13 protein-coding genes are annotated in these 18,481 nt (G+C 72.7%); 4 read left to right on the top strand and 9 right to left on the bottom strand.

What is annotated here, in order from left to right:
* The first annotated feature begins 250 nt into the window (after window positions 1-250).
* Window positions 251-1,408 (top strand): SGNH/GDSL hydrolase family protein, encoded by a 1,158-nt coding sequence (locus tag ACLJPL_RS23755; protein WP_411083020.1) that lies wholly within the window; start codon window positions 251-253, stop codon window positions 1,406-1,408.
* Between the two features lie 3 nt (window positions 1,409-1,411).
* Here ACLJPL_RS23755 and ACLJPL_RS23750 read toward each other — a convergent pair whose 3' ends face one another.
* Both ACLJPL_RS23750 and ACLJPL_RS23745 read right to left on the bottom strand, forming a co-directional pair.
* Window positions 1,412-3,004 (bottom strand): phytoene desaturase family protein, encoded by a 1,593-nt coding sequence (locus ACLJPL_RS23750; RefSeq protein WP_411082930.1) that lies wholly within the window; start codon window positions 3,002-3,004, stop codon window positions 1,412-1,414.
* 168 nt (window positions 3,005-3,172) lie between these two features.
* Window positions 3,173-5,500, bottom strand: coding sequence for a tetratricopeptide repeat protein (locus ACLJPL_RS23745; RefSeq protein ID WP_411082929.1), 2,328 nt, complete (start codon window positions 5,498-5,500; stop codon window positions 3,173-3,175).
* Between the two features lie 215 nt (window positions 5,501-5,715).
* Between ACLJPL_RS23745 and ACLJPL_RS23740 the strand changes: the two genes are divergently transcribed.
* Genes ACLJPL_RS23740 through ACLJPL_RS23730 form a run of 3 tightly spaced genes read left to right on the top strand, consistent with a single transcriptional unit; the run spans window position 5,716 to window position 10,148 of the window.
* Window positions 5,716-7,416, top strand: coding sequence for a glycoside hydrolase family 13 protein (locus tag ACLJPL_RS23740; protein WP_411082928.1), 1,701 nt, complete (start codon window positions 5,716-5,718; stop codon window positions 7,414-7,416).
* A gap of 42 nt (window positions 7,417-7,458) precedes the next feature.
* Entirely contained in the window at window positions 7,459-8,457 is a 999-nt protein-coding gene (locus tag ACLJPL_RS23735) for a TIGR03885 family FMN-dependent LLM class oxidoreductase (RefSeq protein ID WP_411082927.1), read from the top strand.
* On the top strand, window positions 8,454-10,148 hold the full coding sequence (locus tag ACLJPL_RS23730) for an alpha-amylase family protein (protein ID WP_411082926.1): 1,695 nt from the start codon (window positions 8,454-8,456) through the stop codon (window positions 10,146-10,148). The genes ACLJPL_RS23735 and ACLJPL_RS23730 overlap by 4 nt, the downstream gene beginning before the upstream one ends.
* Window positions 10,149-10,250: 102 nt before the next feature.
* On the opposite strand, the gene ACLJPL_RS23725 is transcribed toward ACLJPL_RS23730, so the two are convergent.
* From ACLJPL_RS23725 to ACLJPL_RS23695, 7 genes are all read right to left on the bottom strand, one after another.
* Entirely contained in the window at window positions 10,251-12,644 is a 2,394-nt protein-coding gene (locus ACLJPL_RS23725) for an ATP-binding cassette domain-containing protein (protein ID WP_411082925.1), read from the bottom strand.
* A gap of 291 nt (window positions 12,645-12,935) precedes the next feature.
* Window positions 12,936-14,174: a cytochrome P450 family protein gene (locus ACLJPL_RS23720; RefSeq protein WP_411082924.1), complete on the bottom strand. Its 1,239-nt coding sequence runs from the start codon at window positions 14,172-14,174 to the stop codon at window positions 12,936-12,938.
* A 54-nt stretch (window positions 14,175-14,228) separates the two neighbouring features.
* On the bottom strand, window positions 14,229-15,563 hold the full coding sequence (locus ACLJPL_RS23715) for a cytochrome P450 (protein WP_411082923.1): 1,335 nt from the start codon (window positions 15,561-15,563) through the stop codon (window positions 14,229-14,231).
* Complete coding sequence (locus ACLJPL_RS23710; protein ID WP_411082922.1) at window positions 15,563-16,183, bottom strand: GTP-binding protein; 621 nt, start codon at window positions 16,181-16,183, stop codon at window positions 15,563-15,565. The genes ACLJPL_RS23715 and ACLJPL_RS23710 overlap by 1 nt, the downstream gene beginning before the upstream one ends.
* Window positions 16,152-16,505, bottom strand: coding sequence for a DUF742 domain-containing protein (locus ACLJPL_RS23705; protein ID WP_411082921.1), 354 nt, complete (start codon window positions 16,503-16,505; stop codon window positions 16,152-16,154). Before ACLJPL_RS23705 ends, ACLJPL_RS23710 begins: the two co-directional genes overlap by 32 nt.
* Window positions 16,492-16,929: a roadblock/LC7 domain-containing protein gene (locus ACLJPL_RS23700; protein ID WP_411082920.1), complete on the bottom strand. Its 438-nt coding sequence runs from the start codon at window positions 16,927-16,929 to the stop codon at window positions 16,492-16,494. Before ACLJPL_RS23700 ends, ACLJPL_RS23705 begins: the two co-directional genes overlap by 14 nt.
* Window positions 16,926-18,422 (bottom strand): ATP-binding protein, encoded by a 1,497-nt coding sequence (locus tag ACLJPL_RS23695; protein ID WP_411082919.1) that lies wholly within the window; start codon window positions 18,420-18,422, stop codon window positions 16,926-16,928. The genes ACLJPL_RS23700 and ACLJPL_RS23695 overlap by 4 nt, the downstream gene beginning before the upstream one ends.
* Window positions 18,423-18,481: the final 59 nt, after the last annotated feature.

Here is an 18,481-nt window from a genome sequence, read left to right as displayed (position 1 = left end):
CGCTGTGCGCGGTGACCTCGGCCGACTGAGCGGCAGGCGGGCGGCGGCGTGCGTGGTGGCCCGTCGTCCGCCGGGCGCTGCCGCCACAATGGCGTCGCGCCCGGAGCGGGACGGCGTCATCACCGGTTCTTCCGGGGGTCGTTGGATGACACAGCCGCTCGGCGCGCCCCTTCCCCGTAGTCGCTTCCAGGAGGCCGATACCCGTGAGCAGCGTCAGGCGCACCGCCCCCTCACCCCGGCCGTCCTCCCGGTGACCGGCCGGGTCCCCGGGCCTGCGCGGCGGAGTCTGCTGTACGCGGCGGCGACCGGCGTCACGGCGGCCCTCACCGCCCCGGACGCGCGGGCGACGGCGACTCAGCCCGGCCACGCACCGCCGGCCACGCCCTGGACCACCTCCTGGGCCACCGCGCAGACCGCCCCGACCCCGGCCGACCCGGTCGCGGCCGGTCTCACCGACGGGCTCTGCACCGCGCGGCTGAGGCTCTCGGCGGGCGGTCGGGTGAGGCTGCGGTACGCGCACGCCTTCGGGGCCGCGCCGGTGCTGGTGGGCCCGGTGACCGCCGAGGGGCGGCCGGTCGCCTTCGCGGGAAGGCGGCAGGAGTGGCTGGCGGCGGGCGGGTCCCTCACCAGTGACGCGGTCCCCGGCCTGCGGGTGCCGGAGGGGGCCGTACTGACCGTGGAAACGCGGCTCCCGGGCCCCACCGGCCCGCTGTCCCTCCACCGCGACACCCACGCCTGGCACACCGTCGACGGCGTCCGGACCCGGTCCGTCCTGCTCCTCACGGGCGTCGAGACGACCGGGGCGCGCGGCCCGGTCATCGCCGTGCTGGGCGACTCCATCGCGGAGGGCGTCGGCACGCCCGCCGACGCGGACCTGCGCTGGCCCGACCAACTGGCCCGCCGGCTGCCCGGCTCCGCCGTCGCCAACCTCGGCGTCAGCGGCAACCGGCTGCTGCTCGACTCCGTACGCTTCGGGCCGGGCGGTCAGGCCCGCTTCGACCGGGACGTGCTGTCGCTGCCCGGGCTGCGGACGGTCCTGGTGCACCTGGGCGTCAACGACCTGCATCACGAGCCCGTCGAGCGGGACCCGTCCCGCCTGCTGGCCGGCTACCGCCAACTGGCCCTGCGGGCCCGGTCGGCCGGGCTGCGGGTGGTGGGCGGCACCATCGCCCCGTTCGAGGGGTGGAAGCGCTGGACGCCGGAGCAGGACGCGGTACGCCGGCAGGTCAACGAGGCCGTGCGCGACGGGCGGGTCTTCGATGCCGTCGCGGACTTCGACGCGGCGCTCCGCGACCCCGGCCGCCCCTCCCGGCTGCTGCCGGCGTACGACAGCGGCGACGGCCTGCACCCGGGGCCCGCCGGTCATACGGCGCTCGCCGCCGCCGTCGAGCGCCGGGACCTGCGGTAGCGGCTAACCCAGCACGGCCATCGCCGCGTTGTGGCCGGGGACCCCGCTGACCCCGCCGCCGCGCACCGCGCCCGCCCCGCAGAGCAGGACGTTGGCGTGGGCGGTCTCCACGCCCCACCGGCCGGTGGCCTCGGTGGCGTACGGGAAGGAGAGGTCGCGGTGGAAGATGTGGCCGCCGGGCAGGCGCAGATCGCGCTCCAGGTCGAGCGGTGTCTTGGCCTCGATGCAGGGTTCGCCCCGCTCGTCGAGGGCCAGGCAGTCGGTGACCGGCTCCTCCAGGTGGGCGTCCAGTTCCGCGAGGGTGGCCTTGAGGAGGGCGGTGCGGGCGGCGTCGTTGTCGGCGGCGAAGAGCCGGGCGGGGGTGTGCAGCCCGAAGAGGGTGAGGGTCTGGTAGCCGCGAGCGGCGAGGTCGGGGCCGAGGATCGAGGGGTCGGTCAGCGAGTGGCAGTAGATCTCGGACGGCGGTGCGGCGGGCAGCCGTCCGGCCACCGCCTGCCGGTAGGCGTCGGCCAACTGCCCGTACCCCTCGGCGATGTGGAACGTACCGGCGAACGCCCGCCGGGGGTCCACCGACCGGTCGCGGAGCTTCGGGAGCCGGGTGAGCAGCATGTTCACCTTGAGCTGGGCTCCCTCTGCCGGGGCGGGCGGGGTGTCACCGAGGAGGGCGGCGAGCGCCTGCGGGGAGGCGTTGACGAGCACCCGGCGGGCGGCGACGACGCGTTCGCCGTCCGGGGTGCGCACGGTGACCTCGGCGTGGGTTCCGTCCGTCTCGATGCGGGTCGCCTCGTGCCGTACGCGGATCTCGGCTCCCGCCGCACGGGCGGCCCCGGCGAGGGCGTCCGTGAGGGCCCCCATGCCGCCGACCGGGACGTCCCAGTCGCCGGTGCCGCCGCCGATCACGTGGTACAGGAAGCACCGGTTCTGGAGCAGTGAGGCGTCGTGGGCGTCGGCGAAGGTGCCGATGAGGGCGTCGGTCAGCACCACGCCGCGTACCAGGTCGTCGGTGAAGTTCCGCTCGACGGCCACCCCGATGGGCTCCTCGAACAGGTCCCGCCAGGCGTCCGCGTCGTCGATCCGGGCCCGCAGTTCGTCCCGCGCGGGCAGCGGCTCGGTCAGGGTCGGGAAGACGCGTTCCGCGACGCGCTGGGTCATCGCGTAGAAACGCTGCCACGCCGCGTACTCCCGCTCCCCTCCGGTCAGCGCGGCGAAGGACTCCCGGGTCCGGTCGCCGCCGACGAGGAGGCCGGTGGGGCGTCCGTCGCGGACGGCCGGGGTATAGGAGGAGACGGTCCGCTTGCGTACGGCGAAGTCGAGGCCGAGATCGCGGACGATCTTCCGCGGCAGCAGGGAGACCAGATAGGAGTAGCGCGAGAGGCGGGCGTCGACCCCGGCGAAGGGGCGGGTCGAGACGGCCGCTCCCCCGGTGGCGTCCAGGCGTTCCAGGACGAGGACGGACTGTCCGGCGCGGGCGAGGTAGGCGGCGGCGACCAGACCGTTGTGGCCGCCGCCCACGATCACGGCGTCGTAGCGGCCCCGGGCGGGCGCGCCGGGCTGACCTGCGGGCGAGTGGGACGCGGACGGATCGGGTGCGGGCATGCACCTTCGTAACACGGGAGGGTCCGCCCCTGCCAGAGGCCGCCCCCGGCGCGGCATCGGCGTCCCCTCGGGGTGGCGGCCTCCCGGTGCGGCGTCCTCCCGGTGCGGCAGCGGCTCAGGGCGGCGTCCCCTCGGGGGTGGGAGCAACTCGGTGCGGCCGGCGGCAGGTCAGTGCGGCGGCAGCGCGTTCTGGGCCCGGTGCGCGGCGAGGGTGCGGTACAGCTCGGCGGCCTCCTCGGTCCGCCCCAGCCGCTCCAGGCAGTGCGCCTCGTCGTGGCGGGCGGCCAGGGTCTCCGCGTGGTCGGGGCCCAGCACCCGGCCGCGCGTCTCAGCGACCCGCCGGTACACGGTGAGGGCCTCGGTCCACCGGCCGAGCCAGCCGAGGGCGACGGCGACCTCGCGGCAGCTGATCACGGTCTCCGGATGGTCGGGGCCAAGGGTGCGCTCCCGGATCGCGCACACCTCACGCGCTTCGGTGAGGGCCTCCTCCCAGCGGCCCATCCGCCCCAGGTTGACGCCCAGGCCGTGGCGGGCGCGCAGCGTCTCGGCGTCGGCCGGGCCGCCCGCCCGGGTGCGGTCGGCGACCAGGATGCGGTACAGCTCCAGGGCCTCGGCGCTGCGGCCGAGCCGGCCGAGGCTGATGCCGGCCTCGTAGCGGGCGGCGAGGGTGTCGGGGTGGTCGGGGCCGAGGGTGTCGGCGCGGGCCCGGGCGACGTCCTGGTAGGTCTCCAGGGCCTCCGCCCAGCGCCCGAGCCGGCCCAGGGTGTACGCCACCTCGTACCGGGTGGCGAGCGTGTCGGGGTGCCTCGCGCCGAGCAGCCTGGCCCGGTCGGCGGCTACTTCGCGGGCCAGCTGCCAGGACTCCTCGGGCCGCCCGAGCCGGCTGAGGTTGAACGCCAGGTTGTGGCGGCAGCGCAGGGTGTCGGGGTGGTCGGGGCCCATGGAGCGGGTCCGGGCGGCGAGGACCGCCGCGTACACCTGATGGGCCTCGAAGTGGCGGCCGAGCTGCCCGAGGACGTACGCGGTCTCCTGGCGGGCGGCCAGGGTCTGCGGATGGTCGGGGCCCAGGGTGCGTTCGCGGCCGGCGGCGACCTGGCCGAACTCGCGCAGCGCGTCGGCGGCCCGGCCGGTGCGGCTGAGGGCGAAGCCGACCTCGTACCGGCTGGCGAGGGTGTCGGGGTGGTCGGGGCCGAGGACGCTCTCCCGCCGGGCGGCGACCGCGCGGTGCACGTCGCGCGCCTCCTCCCAGCGGCCCAGGCGTCCCAGGTCGACGCCCTCGCTGTGGCGGCCGGCGAGCTCGGCGAGCAGCCCGGCCGTGGGGGCGGGGTGCGCGGAGGGGCGCGTGGACGCGAGGGCGGGGCGTGCGGGCGTCGTCGGCGGGGCGGGGTGCGCGGGCGGGAGGGCGGCGGAGCCATCGGTGCCGGGCGGGGAGGCGGGGGCGGTGCTCGCGGCCGTGGTCCACCGGGCGGTGAGTCCGGCGGCGGGGTCGGCGAGTGCGCCCAGCGCGCCGGTCGCCTTGTGTCCGGCGGTCATGTTCCCGGCCCAGGCGGGCAGTTCGGCTTCCGGGCGCGGGACAGCCGCCGGGCCCGGGTGCGTGCCGGCCGGGGCCGTCGCGGGGTACGCGGGGCCGGTCGCCGTCTGCTCGCCGGTGCGACCGAGCACGATGCGGCGGCGCAGGTCGCCGGCGTCGGCGGGCCGCTCGTCGGGGGCCTTGGCCAGCAGGTCCAGGACGACCCGGTCGAAGAAGCCGGGGAGTTCGGCGCGGTGGGTGCGCGGGGGTTCGGGCTGGGTGTCGCGGTGTCCCACCAGTACGGCCCAGGCGTCGTCCAGGTCGAACGGCGGTACGCCGGTGGCGATCTCGTACAGCACACAGCCCAGCGAGTAGAGGTCGCTGCGGTGGTCGACCTCCTTCCCGCCGATCTGCTCGGGCGACATGTAGTGCGGGGTGCCCATGGCGATGCTGGCGGTGGTGAGACGGGAGGTGACGCCGATGTCGTGGCCGAGGCGCGCTATGCCGAAGTCGCAGATCTTCACCGTCCCGTCGGACAGCCGCATGATGTTGGCGGGCTTCAGATCGCGGTGGACGACGCCCTGCCGGTGGGTGTAGCCGAGGGCGTCGGCGACCTGTTCGGCGATGTCGACCACGTGGTCGACGGGGAGCGGACGCTGCTGGTTCTCCTCGAGGAGCTGGCTCAGGTTGTGCCCGTCCAGCAGCTCCATCACGAGGTAGAGGACGCCCTCGTGCTCGCCGAAGTCGTGGACGACGGTGACGCCCCGGTGCTGGAGGGAGGCGGCGACCCGCGCCTCGCGGCGGAAGCGTTCGCGCACGACGCGGGTGAGCGCCCGGTCGTGCTGGGGGCCCATGGGTTTGAGACATTTCACGGCGACGTGCCGGCCCAGTGACTCGTCGCGGGCCCGCCATACCTCGCCCATGCCGCCGCGCCCGATCAGATCGAGCAGCCGGTAGCGGCTCTGGATCAGCCTGGTGTCGCCCATCTGTCGTTTCTCGCCCCCGTTGGTCCCCGCTGCCACCGCTGCGCCCTCCCCGGCCCGTCCAGTATGGCGGCCTCCTTCCGGAGTCGGTACGCGGCGTGGCGTACGCCGGTGGTCGGCCCTCCGGTACGACCGGCGTGCCCGGGGGCCCGGTACAACCGCCGTGTCCGGGGAAGGGAATGCACGTCCCGTGTTCCCCGAGGCGAGAGAGACCTCCTATGGCGGCCGACAGCAAGGCGCAGGACGACGGTGCGTGGTGGAAGTCCTCGGTCGTCTACCAGGTCTATCCCCGCAGCTTCGCCGACTCGGACGGCGACGGGGTCGGCGACCTGGCCGGCCTCACTGGCCGGCTGGACCACCTCGCGGAGCTGGGCGTCGACGTGCTGTGGCTGTCCCCGGTCTACCCGTCGCCGCAGGACGACAACGGCTACGACATCAGCGACTACCAGGACATCGACCCCGTGTTCGGTGATCTGGCGGCCTTCGACCGGCTGCTCGCGGCCGTGCACGAGCGCGGGATGAAGCTGGTCATGGACCTGGTCGTCAATCACACCTCCGACGAGCACCCCTGGTTCCAGGAGTCACGCGATCCGGACAGCCCGAAACGCGACTGGTACTGGTGGCGGCCGCCGCGTGAGGGCGGTGAGCCCAACAACTGGGGCTCGTTCTTCTCCGGCCCGGCCTGGGCGTACGACGCCGCGAGCGACGCGTACCACCTCCATCTCTTCTCCCCGAAGCAGCCGGATCTCAACTGGGAGAACCCCGGTCTGCGGCAGGCCGTGTACGCCATGATGCGCTGGTGGCTGGAGCGCGGCGTGGACGGCTTCCGGATGGACGTCGTCAATCTCATCTCCAAGGATCCGGAGCTGCCGGACGGCGAACTGCGCGGCGACGGGCCGTACGGCGACGGCTCCCCCCACTACGTCTGCGGCCCGCGCGTCCACGAATTCCTCCAGGAGATGCACCGTGAGGTGATGGCCCGGTATCCCGGCCGGCTGCTCACCGTGGGCGAGATGCCCGGGGTGACCGTCGAGGAGGCCCGGCTGTTCACCGACCCCCGGCGCGCCGAACTCGACATGGTGTTCCAGTTCGAGCACGTCGGACTCGACCACGGCGACGGCAAGTTCGATCCGCGGCCGTTGCGGCTGACCGACCTCAAGGCGTCCCTGGGCCGCTGGCAGACCGGCCTGGCCGAGGTCGGGTGGAACAGCCTGTACTGGAACAACCACGATCAGCCCCGGGCGGTCTCCCGGTTCGGCGACGACGGTCCCCGCCACCGGACGCGGTCCGCGAAGATGCTGGCCACCGTGCTGCATCTGCACCGGGGCACGCCGTACGTCTACCAGGGCGAGGAACTCGGCATGGCGAACGCGCCCCTGCGCGCCATCGAGGACTTCCGGGACATCGAGTCCCTGAACCACTACGCGCAGGCGCTGCGCGACGGAGCGGAGCCCGAGGACGTCCTGCCCGGTCTGCGGGCGATGGGCCGGGACAACGCCCGTACGCCCATGCAGTGGGACGCCTCGCCGCACGCGGGCTTCACCACCGGCACTCCCTGGCTGCCGGTCAACCCCGACCACGCCGAGGTCAACGCCACCGCGGCCCGGGCGGATCCCGACTCCGTCTTCCACCACTACCGGCGGCTGATCGCGCTGCGCCGCAGTGAACCGGCCGTCGTGCACGGCGACTTCACCATGCTGCTGCCGGACGACGAGCGGATGTACGTCTTCACCCGCCGCCACGGCCCGACGACGCTGCTCGTCGCCGGGAACTTCACCGGTGAGACGGTCGCGGTGGACATGCCCGAGGGCTGGGAGGACGCCGAACTCGTCCTGGGCAACGGCCCGTCCGCTCCCCCCTCGCCCGGCCGGCTGGTGCTCGCCCCGTGGGAGGCGAGGGTGCACCGGCGGACGCTGTGACTCGGCGTCGATGATCCCGGTGGCACCGGGTACGCGCACCGCATGACCGTCTACGGATTCCATGCCTCGCACGAACAGGTGCCGCCCGCCGACCTGTTGGCCGCGGCCGTCCACGCGGAGCGCGCCGGCTTCACCGCCGCGATGTGCTCGGACCACTTCTCGCCCTGGAGCGTCCGGCAGGGCGAGTCGGGCTTCGCGTGGTCCTGGCTCGGCTCCGCCCTCCAGGCCACCGACCGCATCCCGTTCGGAGTCGTCAACGCGCCGGGCCAGCGGTACCACCCGGCGATCGTCGCCCAGGCCATCGGCAGCCTGGCCGCCATGTACCCCGGCCGCTTCTGGGCGGCGCTGGGCAGCGGGGAGGCGTCCAACGAGCACATCACCGGCGGGCGTTGGCCGCGCAAGGACGTCCGCAACGCCCGGCTGCGCGAGTGCGTCGACGTCATCCGGGCGCTGCTGCACGGCGAGGAGGTGAGCCACGACGGGCTGGTGACCGTGGACCGGGCCCGGCTGTGGACCCGCCCCGAGGCCGTGCCGCCGCTGGTGGGCGCGGCGTGCAGCGAGGCCACCGCCCGCTGGTGCGCGGAGTGGGCGGACGGCCTGATCACCGTCAACGCGCCGCACGAGAAGCTGCGCCGGATCGTGGACGCGTACCGCTCCGCCGGCGGCCCCGGCCCGCTGCACCTCCAGGTCCACCTCAGCTGGGACCCCGACCCGGACACCGCCCTCGCCCTGGCCCACGACCAGTGGCGCACCAACGTCCACGGGCCGCCGGTGAGTTGGGACCTGGACTCGGCGGAGCTGTTCGACAGCGTCAGCGAGCACGTCACACCCGGGCAGGTCGCCGGGTCCGTCAACGTCTCGGCGGACCTCGGCCGGCACGCGGCCTGGCTCCAGGAGTACGCCGACCTCGGCTTCGACTCGGTCATGCTGCACCATGTCGGCCGCGAACAGAGCGCCTTCCTCGACGCGTTCGGCGACAGGGTGCTGCCCCGGCTCGATGTGACCCGTCCCGACGCCTACCGCGCGGAGAGTGCCCGATGAGGCTGACCCGGACCTCCGACCTGTGGTGGAAGAACGCCGTCGTGTACTGCCTGGACGTGGAGACGTACCAGGACGGCGACGGCGACGGGACCGGTGACTTCGCCGGACTGACCCAGCGGATCGACCACCTGGCGCGCCTGGGCGTCACGTGTGTGTGGCTCATGCCCTTCTATCCGACCCGGGAGCGCGATGACGGCTACGACATCACCGACTTCTACGGCGTCGACCCGCGCCTCGGCACGCTCGGCGACTTCACCGAGTTCGTGCGGACCGCCCGCGACCGGGGCATCCGGGTCATCGCGGACCTGGTGGTCAACCACACCTCCGACCACCACCCGTGGTTCCAGGACGCCCGCTCCAGCCGGAATTCCGCCCACCGCGACTGGTACGTCTGGGTCGACACGCCGCCCGAGGACGGCCCCGAGGGCGTGGTCTTCCCCGATGCCGAGCGCAGTGTGTGGGAGCTGGACGAGACCACCGGCCAGTACTATCTGCACCGCTTCTTCAGGCAGCAGCCCGACCTCAACGTCGCCAACCCCGCGGTACGCGACGAGATAGCCCGCATCATGGGTTTCTGGACGCAGTTGGGACTGTCGGGCTTCCGTGTCGACGCGGTCCCTTTCCTGCTGGAGACGGACGGCCAGGAGGACGCGCGCCAACTGCCCGACCCGCACGAGTACCTCGCCGACCTACGGGCCTTCCTCGGTCGGCGCAACGGTGAGGCGGTGCTGCTGGGTGAGGTCAATCTGCCCTATCCCGACACCGCCGCCTACTTCGGGGAGCCGGAGTCCGGCCGGGGCGACGAGCTGACCATGTGCTTCGACTTCATCGGCATGCAGCGGATGTACCTGTCGATGGCCCGGGGCGAGGCGGGCCCGCTGGCCGACGCCCTGCGCGAGCGCCCCCTCGCCCCCCGCGACGCGCACTGGGCGACCTTCGTCCGCAACCACGACGAGCTGACGCTCGACAAGCTCGACGACGACGAACGCGCCGAGGTGTTCGCGGCCTTCGGCCCCGAGAAGGACATGCAGCTCTACGGCCGCGGCCTGCGCCGCAGGCTGCCGCCGATGGTGGGCGGCGACCGCCGCCGCGTCGAGCTGGCCTACAGCCTGCTCTTCACCCTGCCGGGCACCCCCGTGCTCTTCTACGGCGAGGAGATCGGGATGGGCGAGAACCTCGCCGCCGAGGGCCGGCAGGCCGTGCGCACCCCGATGCAGTGGACCGCCGACAAGGACGGCGGCTTCTCCACCGCGGACGCCGGCGCGCTGCCCAACCCGGTCGTGGAGGGCGCGTTCGGGCCGAAGCGGGTCAATGTGCACTACCAGGCGCACGACCCGGACTCGCTCCTCGGGCGGATGCGGGCGCTCATCGAGCGGTACCGCGAGACGCCCGAACTGGCCTGGGGCGCGTACGAGGTGCTCGACGCCGACGACCCCGGCGTGCTGGCCCACATCAGCTCGCTGCCGGAAGGGGCGGTGCTGGCGGTGCACAACTTCTCCGACCGGGCCCTCACCGCGACCACGAAGGTCACCGGGCTGAGGGGCGGCCGGCTGCTCACCGACGTCTTCACCGGCGACACGGTGAAGGCCGCGGCCGGCGGTCTGGTCCGCACCGAGCTGGAGCCGTACGGCTATCGCTGGCTGCGGGTGAACACCCCGCTGGACGACCCGGACCGCACGACCGCCGCCTGAGAGGCCGGGACGGCGGCGCGGAGGTGACTCCGCGCCGCCGTCCCCGCGCTGCGCACGGGCGGGATTCCCGGGGCACCGGCCCGGTGGCCGGGGCGGGGCCTCTCAGCCCCCGACGTACGCCGCGAGGTGCTCGCCCGTGAGGGTGGAGCGGTCGGCGACGAGGTCGGCCGGGGTGCCCTCGAAGACGATCCGGCCGCCGTCGTGGCCCGCGCCGGGGCCGAGGTCGATGATCCAGTCGGCGTGCGCCATGACCGCCTGGTGGTGCTCGATGACGATCACCGACTTGCCGGACTCGACGAGCCGGTCCAGCAGTCCGAGCAGCTGCTCGACGTCGGCCAGGTGCAGACCGGTGGTCGGCTCGTCGAGGACGTACACACCGCCCTTCTCGCCCATGTGGGTGGCCAGCTTCAGCCGCTGGCGCTCGCCGCCGGAGAGCGTGGTGAGCGGCTGGCCGAGGCTGAGGTAGCCGAGCCCGACGTCCGAGAGGCGGGTGAGGATCCTGTGCGCGGCGGGGGTGCGGGCCTCGCCCTCGGCGAAGAACGTCTCCGCCTCGTCCACCGACATCGCGAGCACCTCGCTGATGTCGCGGCCACCGAGGTGGTGGTCGAGCACCGACGCCTCGAACCGCTTGCCCTCGCACTCCTCGCAGACGGTGGCGATGCCCGCCATCATCGCCAGGTCGGTGAAGATGACACCGGCGCCCTTGCAGGTGGGGCAGGCGCCCTCGGAGTTGGCGCTGAACAGCGCCGGCTTCACGCCGTTGGCCTTGGCGAACGCCTTGCGGATCGGGTCGAGCAGTCCGGTGTACGTCGCCGGGTTGCTGCGGCGGGAACCGCGGATCGCGCTCTGGTCGATCGAGACGACGTCCTCGCCCGCCGGGATCGACCCATGGATCAGCGAGCTCTTGCCCGAGCCGGCGACCCCGGTGACCACGCAGAGCACCCCGAGCGGGACGTCCACGTCGACGTCCCGGAGGTTGTGCGCGGACGCGCCGCGGATCTCCAGCGTGCCGGTGGGCGTGCGGACCTTCTCCTTGAGGACGGCCCGGTCGTCCAGGTGGCGGCCGGTGAGGGTCCCACCGGCCCGCAGCCCTTCCACGGTGCCCTCGAAGCAGACGGTGCCGCCCGCGCTGCCCGCGCCGGGGCCGAGGTCGACGACGTGGTCGGCGATGGCGATCGCCTCCGGCTTGTGCTCGACGACGAGCACGGTGTTGCCCTTGTCCCGCAGCCTCAGCAGCAGGTCGTTCATCCGCTGGATGTCGTGCGGGTGCAGGCCGATGGTGGGCTCGTCGAAGACGTAGGTGACATCCGTGAGGGAGGAGCCGAGGTGGCGGATCATCTTGACGCGCTGCGCCTCGCCGCCCGACAGGGTGCCCGAGGGCCGGTCGAGCGAGAGGTAGCCGAGGCCGATCTCCACGAACGATTCGAGGGTCCCCAGCAGCGCGCTGAGCAGCGGCGCCACGGACGGCTCGTCGAGGTCGCGGACCCAGTCGGCCAGGTCGCTGATCTGCATCGCGCAGGCGTCGGCGATGTTGATCTTCTTGATCTTCGAGGACCGGGCGCCCTCGCTGAGCCGGCTGCCGTCGCACTCGGGACAGGTGGTGAAGGTGACCGCGCGCTCCACGAAGGCGCGGATGTGCGGCTGCATCGCCTCCTTGTCCTTGGACAGGAACGACTTCTGGATCTTGGGGATCAGCCCTTCGAAGGTGAGGTTGACGCCCTCGACCTTCACCTTGGTCGGCTCCCGGTGGAGGAAGTCCCGCATCTCCTTCTCGGTGTACTCACGGATCGGCTTGTCCGGGTCGAGGAAACCCGACTCGGCGTAGGTCCGCACGGTCCACCAGCTGTCCGACTTCCAGCCGGGGATGGTGAACGCGCCCTCCGCGATCGACTTGGTGTCGTCGTAGAGCTGGGTGAGGTCGATGTCGGAGACCGTGCCCCGGCCCTCGCAGCGCGTGCACATGCCGCCGGTACGGGTGTAGGTCTGCTTCTCGGTCTTGGTGCCGGAGCCGCGCTCGACCGTGATCGCGCCGCTGGCCTTGACGGAGGCCACGTTGAAGGAGAACGCGTTGGGCGAGCCGATGTGCGGCTCGCCGAGCCGGCTGAAGAGGATGCGCAGCATCGCGTTCGCGTCGGTGGCGGTCCCGACCGTGGAGCGGGGGTCGGCGCCCAGCCGCTGCTGGTCGACGATGATCGCCGTCGTCAGCCCTTCGAGGACGTCGACCTCGGGCCGCGCCTGCGTCGGCATGAAGCCCTGGACGAAGGCGCTGTAGGTCTCGTTGATCAGCCGCTGCGACTCCGCGGCGATCGTGTTGAACACCAGGGAGCTCTTGCCCGAGCCGGAGACCCCGGTGAACACCGTCAGCCGGCGCTTCGGGATCTCGATGTCGACGTCCTTGAGGTTGTTCTCGCGCGCCCCGTGGACACGGATCACCTCATGGCTGTCGGCGACCGGCTGCGCGGGCGACCGCGATCCGGTCCTTTCGGCCTTGCTCATCGTCTCTCCATCTGTTGCGCGGAGCCGCCCGCCCGGTGCGCGGAGCGGCCCGTCCACCTTGGCGCCCGGGGCCCGGCTCGATCTCACGGGCTCGACTCGGTCTCAGCGGCTCGGACTGTACGTCTCATTCTCGCCGCTCCGGCCCCGCCCGGCACCGGGATCGCCGTTTCAGCGGGATGCGGTGTGCGCCCGGCGTGCGCGTCGGCCCGATGGGACCGGCGCGACGGCCGACCGCCCCCGGGCCCTGGGCGTCGGTAGGCGCAGGGCTCGGGGGCGGCGGAGGGGCGGGGATCAGGCGAGGGCTTCCGCCTTCGATCGTTCGACGGACGGCAGCAGGTCGACGGGGAGCTCCCGGGGGCTGTTGCTGATGATGGACTCCATCGGCGCCAGACCGGCTCCGCCATCGGCGAGCCGGGCGTCGGGGAAGCGGTCGAAGAAGGCCGAGAGCCCGATGTGGCCCTCCGCGCGGGCCAGTGGCGCGCCGATGCAGAAGTGCACGCCGTGGCCGAAGGCGAGATGGGCCTTGTCGGACCGCCCCACATCGAACTCGTCGGCCCTCTCGTGGGCCGTCGCGTCGCGTCCGGTGGCGCTGTAGGCGGCGAGAATCGCTTCTCCCTTTCCGATGCGGACGCCCGCGATGTCGATGTCCTCGACCGCGTACCGCAGCGGGAGGAAGGCGACGGGTGCGTCCCGGCGCAGCGTCTCCTCGACCACGGCGTCCCAGCCCTCGGCCGGGCCCTGCTGGACGCGGCGCAGCTCGTCGGGGTGGGTGAGGAGGTTGCGAAGAGCGTTGGTGATCAGGCCGACGGTGGTCTCGAAGCCCGCGCTGATGACGAGGATCAGGGTGTCGACGAGCTGCTGCCCGGACAGCTGCGTCCCCTCGTCACTGGCCGTGATCAGATCGCCGGTCAGGTCGTCGCCGGGCCGCTCGCGCTTCTCCGCGACGAACTCGGAGAGAAGCTGGGCCAGGTTCTGGTAGTTGGCCCGCTGCTCCTCCTCGGGGAGGGTGGTGGCGAACACGTTGTGGACGGGCCCGGCCAGTCGGGCCTCCCACTCCGGGGCGAGGCCCATGAGCCGGAAGATCACCTGGATCGGCAGCTTGTGGGCGAACTGCGCGCGCACGTCGACGGTCTCGCCGCGCCGCGCCCGTTCCTGCATCGCGTCGAGCAGCTCGTCCGCGATGTCCCGGATCACGGGGATCATCTGTTCGGTGCGCCGCGCGCTGAACGCGGGAGCGACGAGCCTGCGCAGCTTGCGGTGGTCGCCTCCATAGGCGGTGAACATGTTCTGCACCACGATCCAGATGGCCAGCGGCCAGCGGGCGGCCACGGACTCGAATTCGGCGTAGTGCTGGCGGGGGTCCTTCGAGACCCGCTTGTCGGTCAGCAGGTCCTTGAGGACCTGGGGGTTGCTGACAGCCCACGCCTGTACGCCCAGGATGTCGACCTGGGTGAGAGGGCCGCGGGCGCGCAGTGCGGAGTCCTCCCCGATCCGGTCGGAGGCCGCGGGGTCGAGCTTGAAGACGTCCATCGTGTTTACTCCCTCGAACAGTTCAGCGCTGGGGGATGGCGGGTGCGGGCGGTGTCACACGGGTGGTCGCTGGGTGTGCCCGAGAGGGCAGGTGGCGGGCAGCCAGGTCTGCCAGTTCTGCGGGAGCGGCTGAGGTTCGGGGCTGCGGTCGTCGACGGTCGTCCGGGTGTACGGGTTCGACGGCCACGGCCGTTCGCTGCGGGTCCTCGCCCGGACGGGGGTGAAGCGGGCGGGCATGGCGGCCAGCGCGTGGTGGTAGGGGCCGGGACGGTTGCGGATCTCGGCGGCGGGGACGCCGAGTTGCAGGTCGGGCAGTCGGTGGATGAGCTGGCTGATGGCGATGGTGGCGATGGACTGGGCCATGCCGGTGGCGGGGCAGGCGTGCGGCCCCTGCGACCAGGCCATGTGGGCTCCGGTGCCGAGCACGGCGGGGTCCTGGCCGACCGCCTCGTAGGAGATGAGGATGGGCACGTCGGCCGGCAGGTTGTGGCCGTGGAAGTGCATGGGGTGACGGGCGTAGTGGGCGCTGTAGTTCGCCATCGGCGGGCGGGTGGCCAGAACCCGGTTGATCAGCGGCTGTACGTCGAGGGTTCCGTTGACGACCTCGGTGTAGAGGTCGTCGTCGATGAGGTACTCGAACAGGCCGTTGCCGATGAGGTTCGTCGTGGGTTCCTGCCCGGCGGCGACGGTCAGCACGAAGTTGTGCAGGAGCTCCATCGGGGTCAGGCCCGCGGGGTGCTGGATCATCGCCGTGGCCATGTCAGGCCCGGGGTGGGCCGTCTTCGCGGCGAGCAGGTCGCCCATGTACCGCTCGAACTCCGCCGTCGCGGCCGCCGCGGCGTCCACGCCCTCCATGAGGCCGGCCAGGGACGCGACGAGCCGGGGGGCGTCGTCGTCGGACTGTCCGAACAGCCGGTTGAACAGGTAGGAGGGCAGCGGTCGCGCGTACTGGCCGATCAGGTCGCACTCCCCCGCGGAGGCGAACTGGTCGATGAGGTGGTCGGCCACCACCCGGGTGGCGTCCCGGAGGTGGTGCGGCTCGACGCCGGCGAACGCGTCGGACACGACCTGGCGGTACCGGGCGTGCTCCTCGCCGTCGGTGAACAGCGGGTTGGGCCGGGGGCCGAGCATGCCCAGCACCGGGTGGTCCGCGGGAAGCCGGGACGCCCACCCGGTCGGGTTCTTCTGGAAGTTCACCTGGTCCAGCAGGATCTGCTGCGCGGCGTCGTAGGAGACGGCGAGCCAGCCCATGATGCCGGGCACGATCTCCACGGGGGCCAGGGCTCCGTAGTGCTCACGCATGTTCGAGTAGTAGGTGGCCCGGTTGGCCGCCTGGGCGAAATGCTCGGTGTAGAGGCTGTAGTACGGCGGAGCCGGTAGCGAGGTCATCAGGCGGCGTCCTGGCGGTAGGTGTCCAGTACGTGCCGGACGAGGGCGATGAGGGCGTCGATCGAGGAGTTGCGGTCCCGGGCGTTGCAGTGGATCAGCGGTGTCCGGTCGGCCAGGTCGAGACCGGCCCGTACCTGTTCGTCGGAGACGTACGGGGCGTCGGGGAAGTCGTTCACCGCGACGACGTAGGGCACGCCGGAGCGTTCCACCAGGTCCAGGGCGTCGTACGAGTCGTCCGGCCGCCGCAGATCCAGGATCAGCAGCGCGCCGTGCGCCCCGTAGGCCAGGTCCTCCCACACCTGCTTGAAGCGGGTCTGGCCCGGAGTGCCGAACAGGTAGAGCACCGGGGGGTCCGCCGCGCCGGTGGAGAGGGTGAGGCGCCCGAAGTCCATCGAGACCGTGGTGCTGGTCTTGTCCGGGGTGAAGTCGACGCGGTCGAGGGCGGCGCTCGGCGCGGTCAGCGCCTCCTCGGTGTGGAGGGACCTGACCTCCGAGACGGACTGGATCAAGGTGGTCTTGCCGACGCCGAACCCGCCCGCCACGATCAGTTTGACGAGCGGAGAGCTCGGCGGCACGTAGTCGGGAGACCTAGGCGGTGTCCTTGAGATTGCGGAGTCCATTGAGGACGTTCTCCAGGAGTGAGATGTCGGAGCGGGCGGCGGGAAGGACGACCTGGATCAGGTCCAGATCCAGCAGGTCGCACGTGAGGACCCGGATCGCGGTGGGAGGCAGACGGAGGTAGGCGCTGGCGTCGGCCAGCGTCAGGGAGCCTCCCTTGACCGCGTCGAGCAGGGCCTGCTGCGGCGGGTCGAGACCTCCGTCGGTCTCGACCCGCGCCCAGACCAGGCGGGTCAGCAGGTCCGGCAGCGCCTTCCGGGGCCGCGTCCGCCCCCCGGTCGCGAGATACGCGGGGACTTCGCGCGGCTGCTCACGCCTGCGCACGGCCGGCGACCTTGGGCGCGAAGTATTCGGCGAAACGGGCGATCTTGTAGGACACCGCGCCGAGGTCGGCATTGGGGTGCGTGTACACGACCACGCGCACGTTCCAGCCCGCCTGCGCGACGATGACGAACCTGTTGCCGTCCTCCACGGTCACCTGACGCAGCGGCAGTTCGCCCCCGCCGTCCACCGGGAAGAGCTCCGACGCGGTGAGGGCGGTGCTGAACAGGGAGGTGCAGATCGCGGACGCCTGCTCCCCCTGTTCCTGACTGGCTTCCTGGTTCTTGCCGGCGATGATTCCGTCACCGGTGAACAGGACGACGGCCTGCGCCCCGGTGTCGTCGAACAGCCGCTGGGCGTGCTCGGAGTAGTCCCTGCGCTCGGCCAGGGGCGTGCCGGCTGCACGGTATCGGCCAGGGCTGCTCATGGTGTCTCCCAAGAGGTGGTGAAGGTCGGGGCAGGACCGGCGGTGTCCGGTCCTTTCTGTTCGGTACGGGCTCGCTGGGCGCCGGACTGCATGGACGCGTAGGCGGAGCGAACCGCCGCCGGGTCCCGATCCGGCACGGATTCGGGTGCGTCCGGCACGGCGGACGGGGCGGTGTCCGGGGACTTCCGCCGGCGGGAGGGGAACCCGTCGGTGGTGGGCCGCGGCGGGAGTGCGGCCCGGGGCTGCTGCTCCTCGACCGGGCGGGGCTGCTGGACCGGGGCGATCGGCTGGGCCGGGGCGGGCTTGGCCGAGGCGATCGGCTGGAGCTTCGCTCCCGACGCCGCGGGCCTGGCCGGCTCGTCGACGGCGACGAGGAGGCTGTTGTCGATGTGGACGTTCACGCAGACCCCCCGGGCGGACGACGGGTCCATGGTGATGGTCAGCCCGTCGAATCGGGCCGCGAGGCGTCCTACGGTGGCCAGTCCGAGCCGAGGGGGAGAGCCGAGGTCGCTCAGCAGCAGCCGGCGTTCGGAGTTCAGCATCAGCTGCACGAACCGCTGCTTCTCCACGGTGTCCAGTCCGGGACCGCTGTCGGAGATCATCACGAGCACGCCCGTCGCCGTGCGGTGCAGCTCCGCTCGGACCTGCGTGGAGCCCACCGAGCAGTACACGGCGTTCTCCAGCAGTTCGGCGAACACCATGATCAAGGGCTCGGCGACCGGGGCCTGGAGGGCCAGGATCTGGCCGTCCGCCTCGCGCGGCACGTGGTTCACCACGGACACCCGCCGATGCTCGCGCACGCGGGACTGGGCCGTGGCCACGGCGATGCCCAGGGGGGTGTTCTCGCGCGCGGTGCCGGGCGCGTCTCCACAGGCCACCGCCGTACGCTGGGCCAGTCGGCGCATCAGCACCAGGTTCTCGTCCAGCTCGTACATGGACTTCAGCAGGTCGGAACCGTCCATCTGCTGCTGGACCCGCTCGGCCAGCACCTCCGCCTGAGCGGCCTGCGCCCGGAAACTCCCCATCACCGTGCGCAGAACCGCCTGCGCCGCCTCGTCGGTGCGGATCCGCTCGTCCTCCAGCGCGCCGACGACCGCCCTCAGCACCTGGTCGCAGGCGGCGTTGACCGGCGTCGTCATCAGACCGGCGTCGGCCGGGCCCGGCATCTGGCGGCCCGGGTGGCGCAACGCGCCCACCATGGCGGGAAGCCGCGTTTCCGCCAGATACACGAACTCCCGCACCGCGGCCTGGGCGTACTCGTCCGCGCGGGCCGCCTCCGCCGTCAGGCGTCGCACCTCCGCCCGCAGGTCCTCGACCGCCTTGTCGTCATGCCGCTTCTGCAACTCGGCCTGCTGCCTGTGCAGTTCGGCCTGCTGCCGCTGAAGTTCGGCGTCCGCCTTGAGGCTGCGGGCGGAGCCCCGGGCCCGCCGGGCGGCTATTGCGCAGGCTGACGCCGCTATCAGGGCGAGCGCCAGAACGCCGTACACCCACATCAGCGCTCACCGGCCACGGGCGCGTCGGCGCCGGCTGTCGCGAGTGGGCGGGGCGGGAG

Origin of the sequence: Streptomyces sp. cmx-18-6 (assembly GCF_046548915.1) — a bacterium.
Taxonomy (GTDB): domain Bacteria; phylum Actinomycetota; class Actinomycetes; order Streptomycetales; family Streptomycetaceae; genus Streptomyces.
Note: the sequence above shows the minus strand (reverse complement) of the source record. Positions and strands in the feature narration are given on the sequence as shown.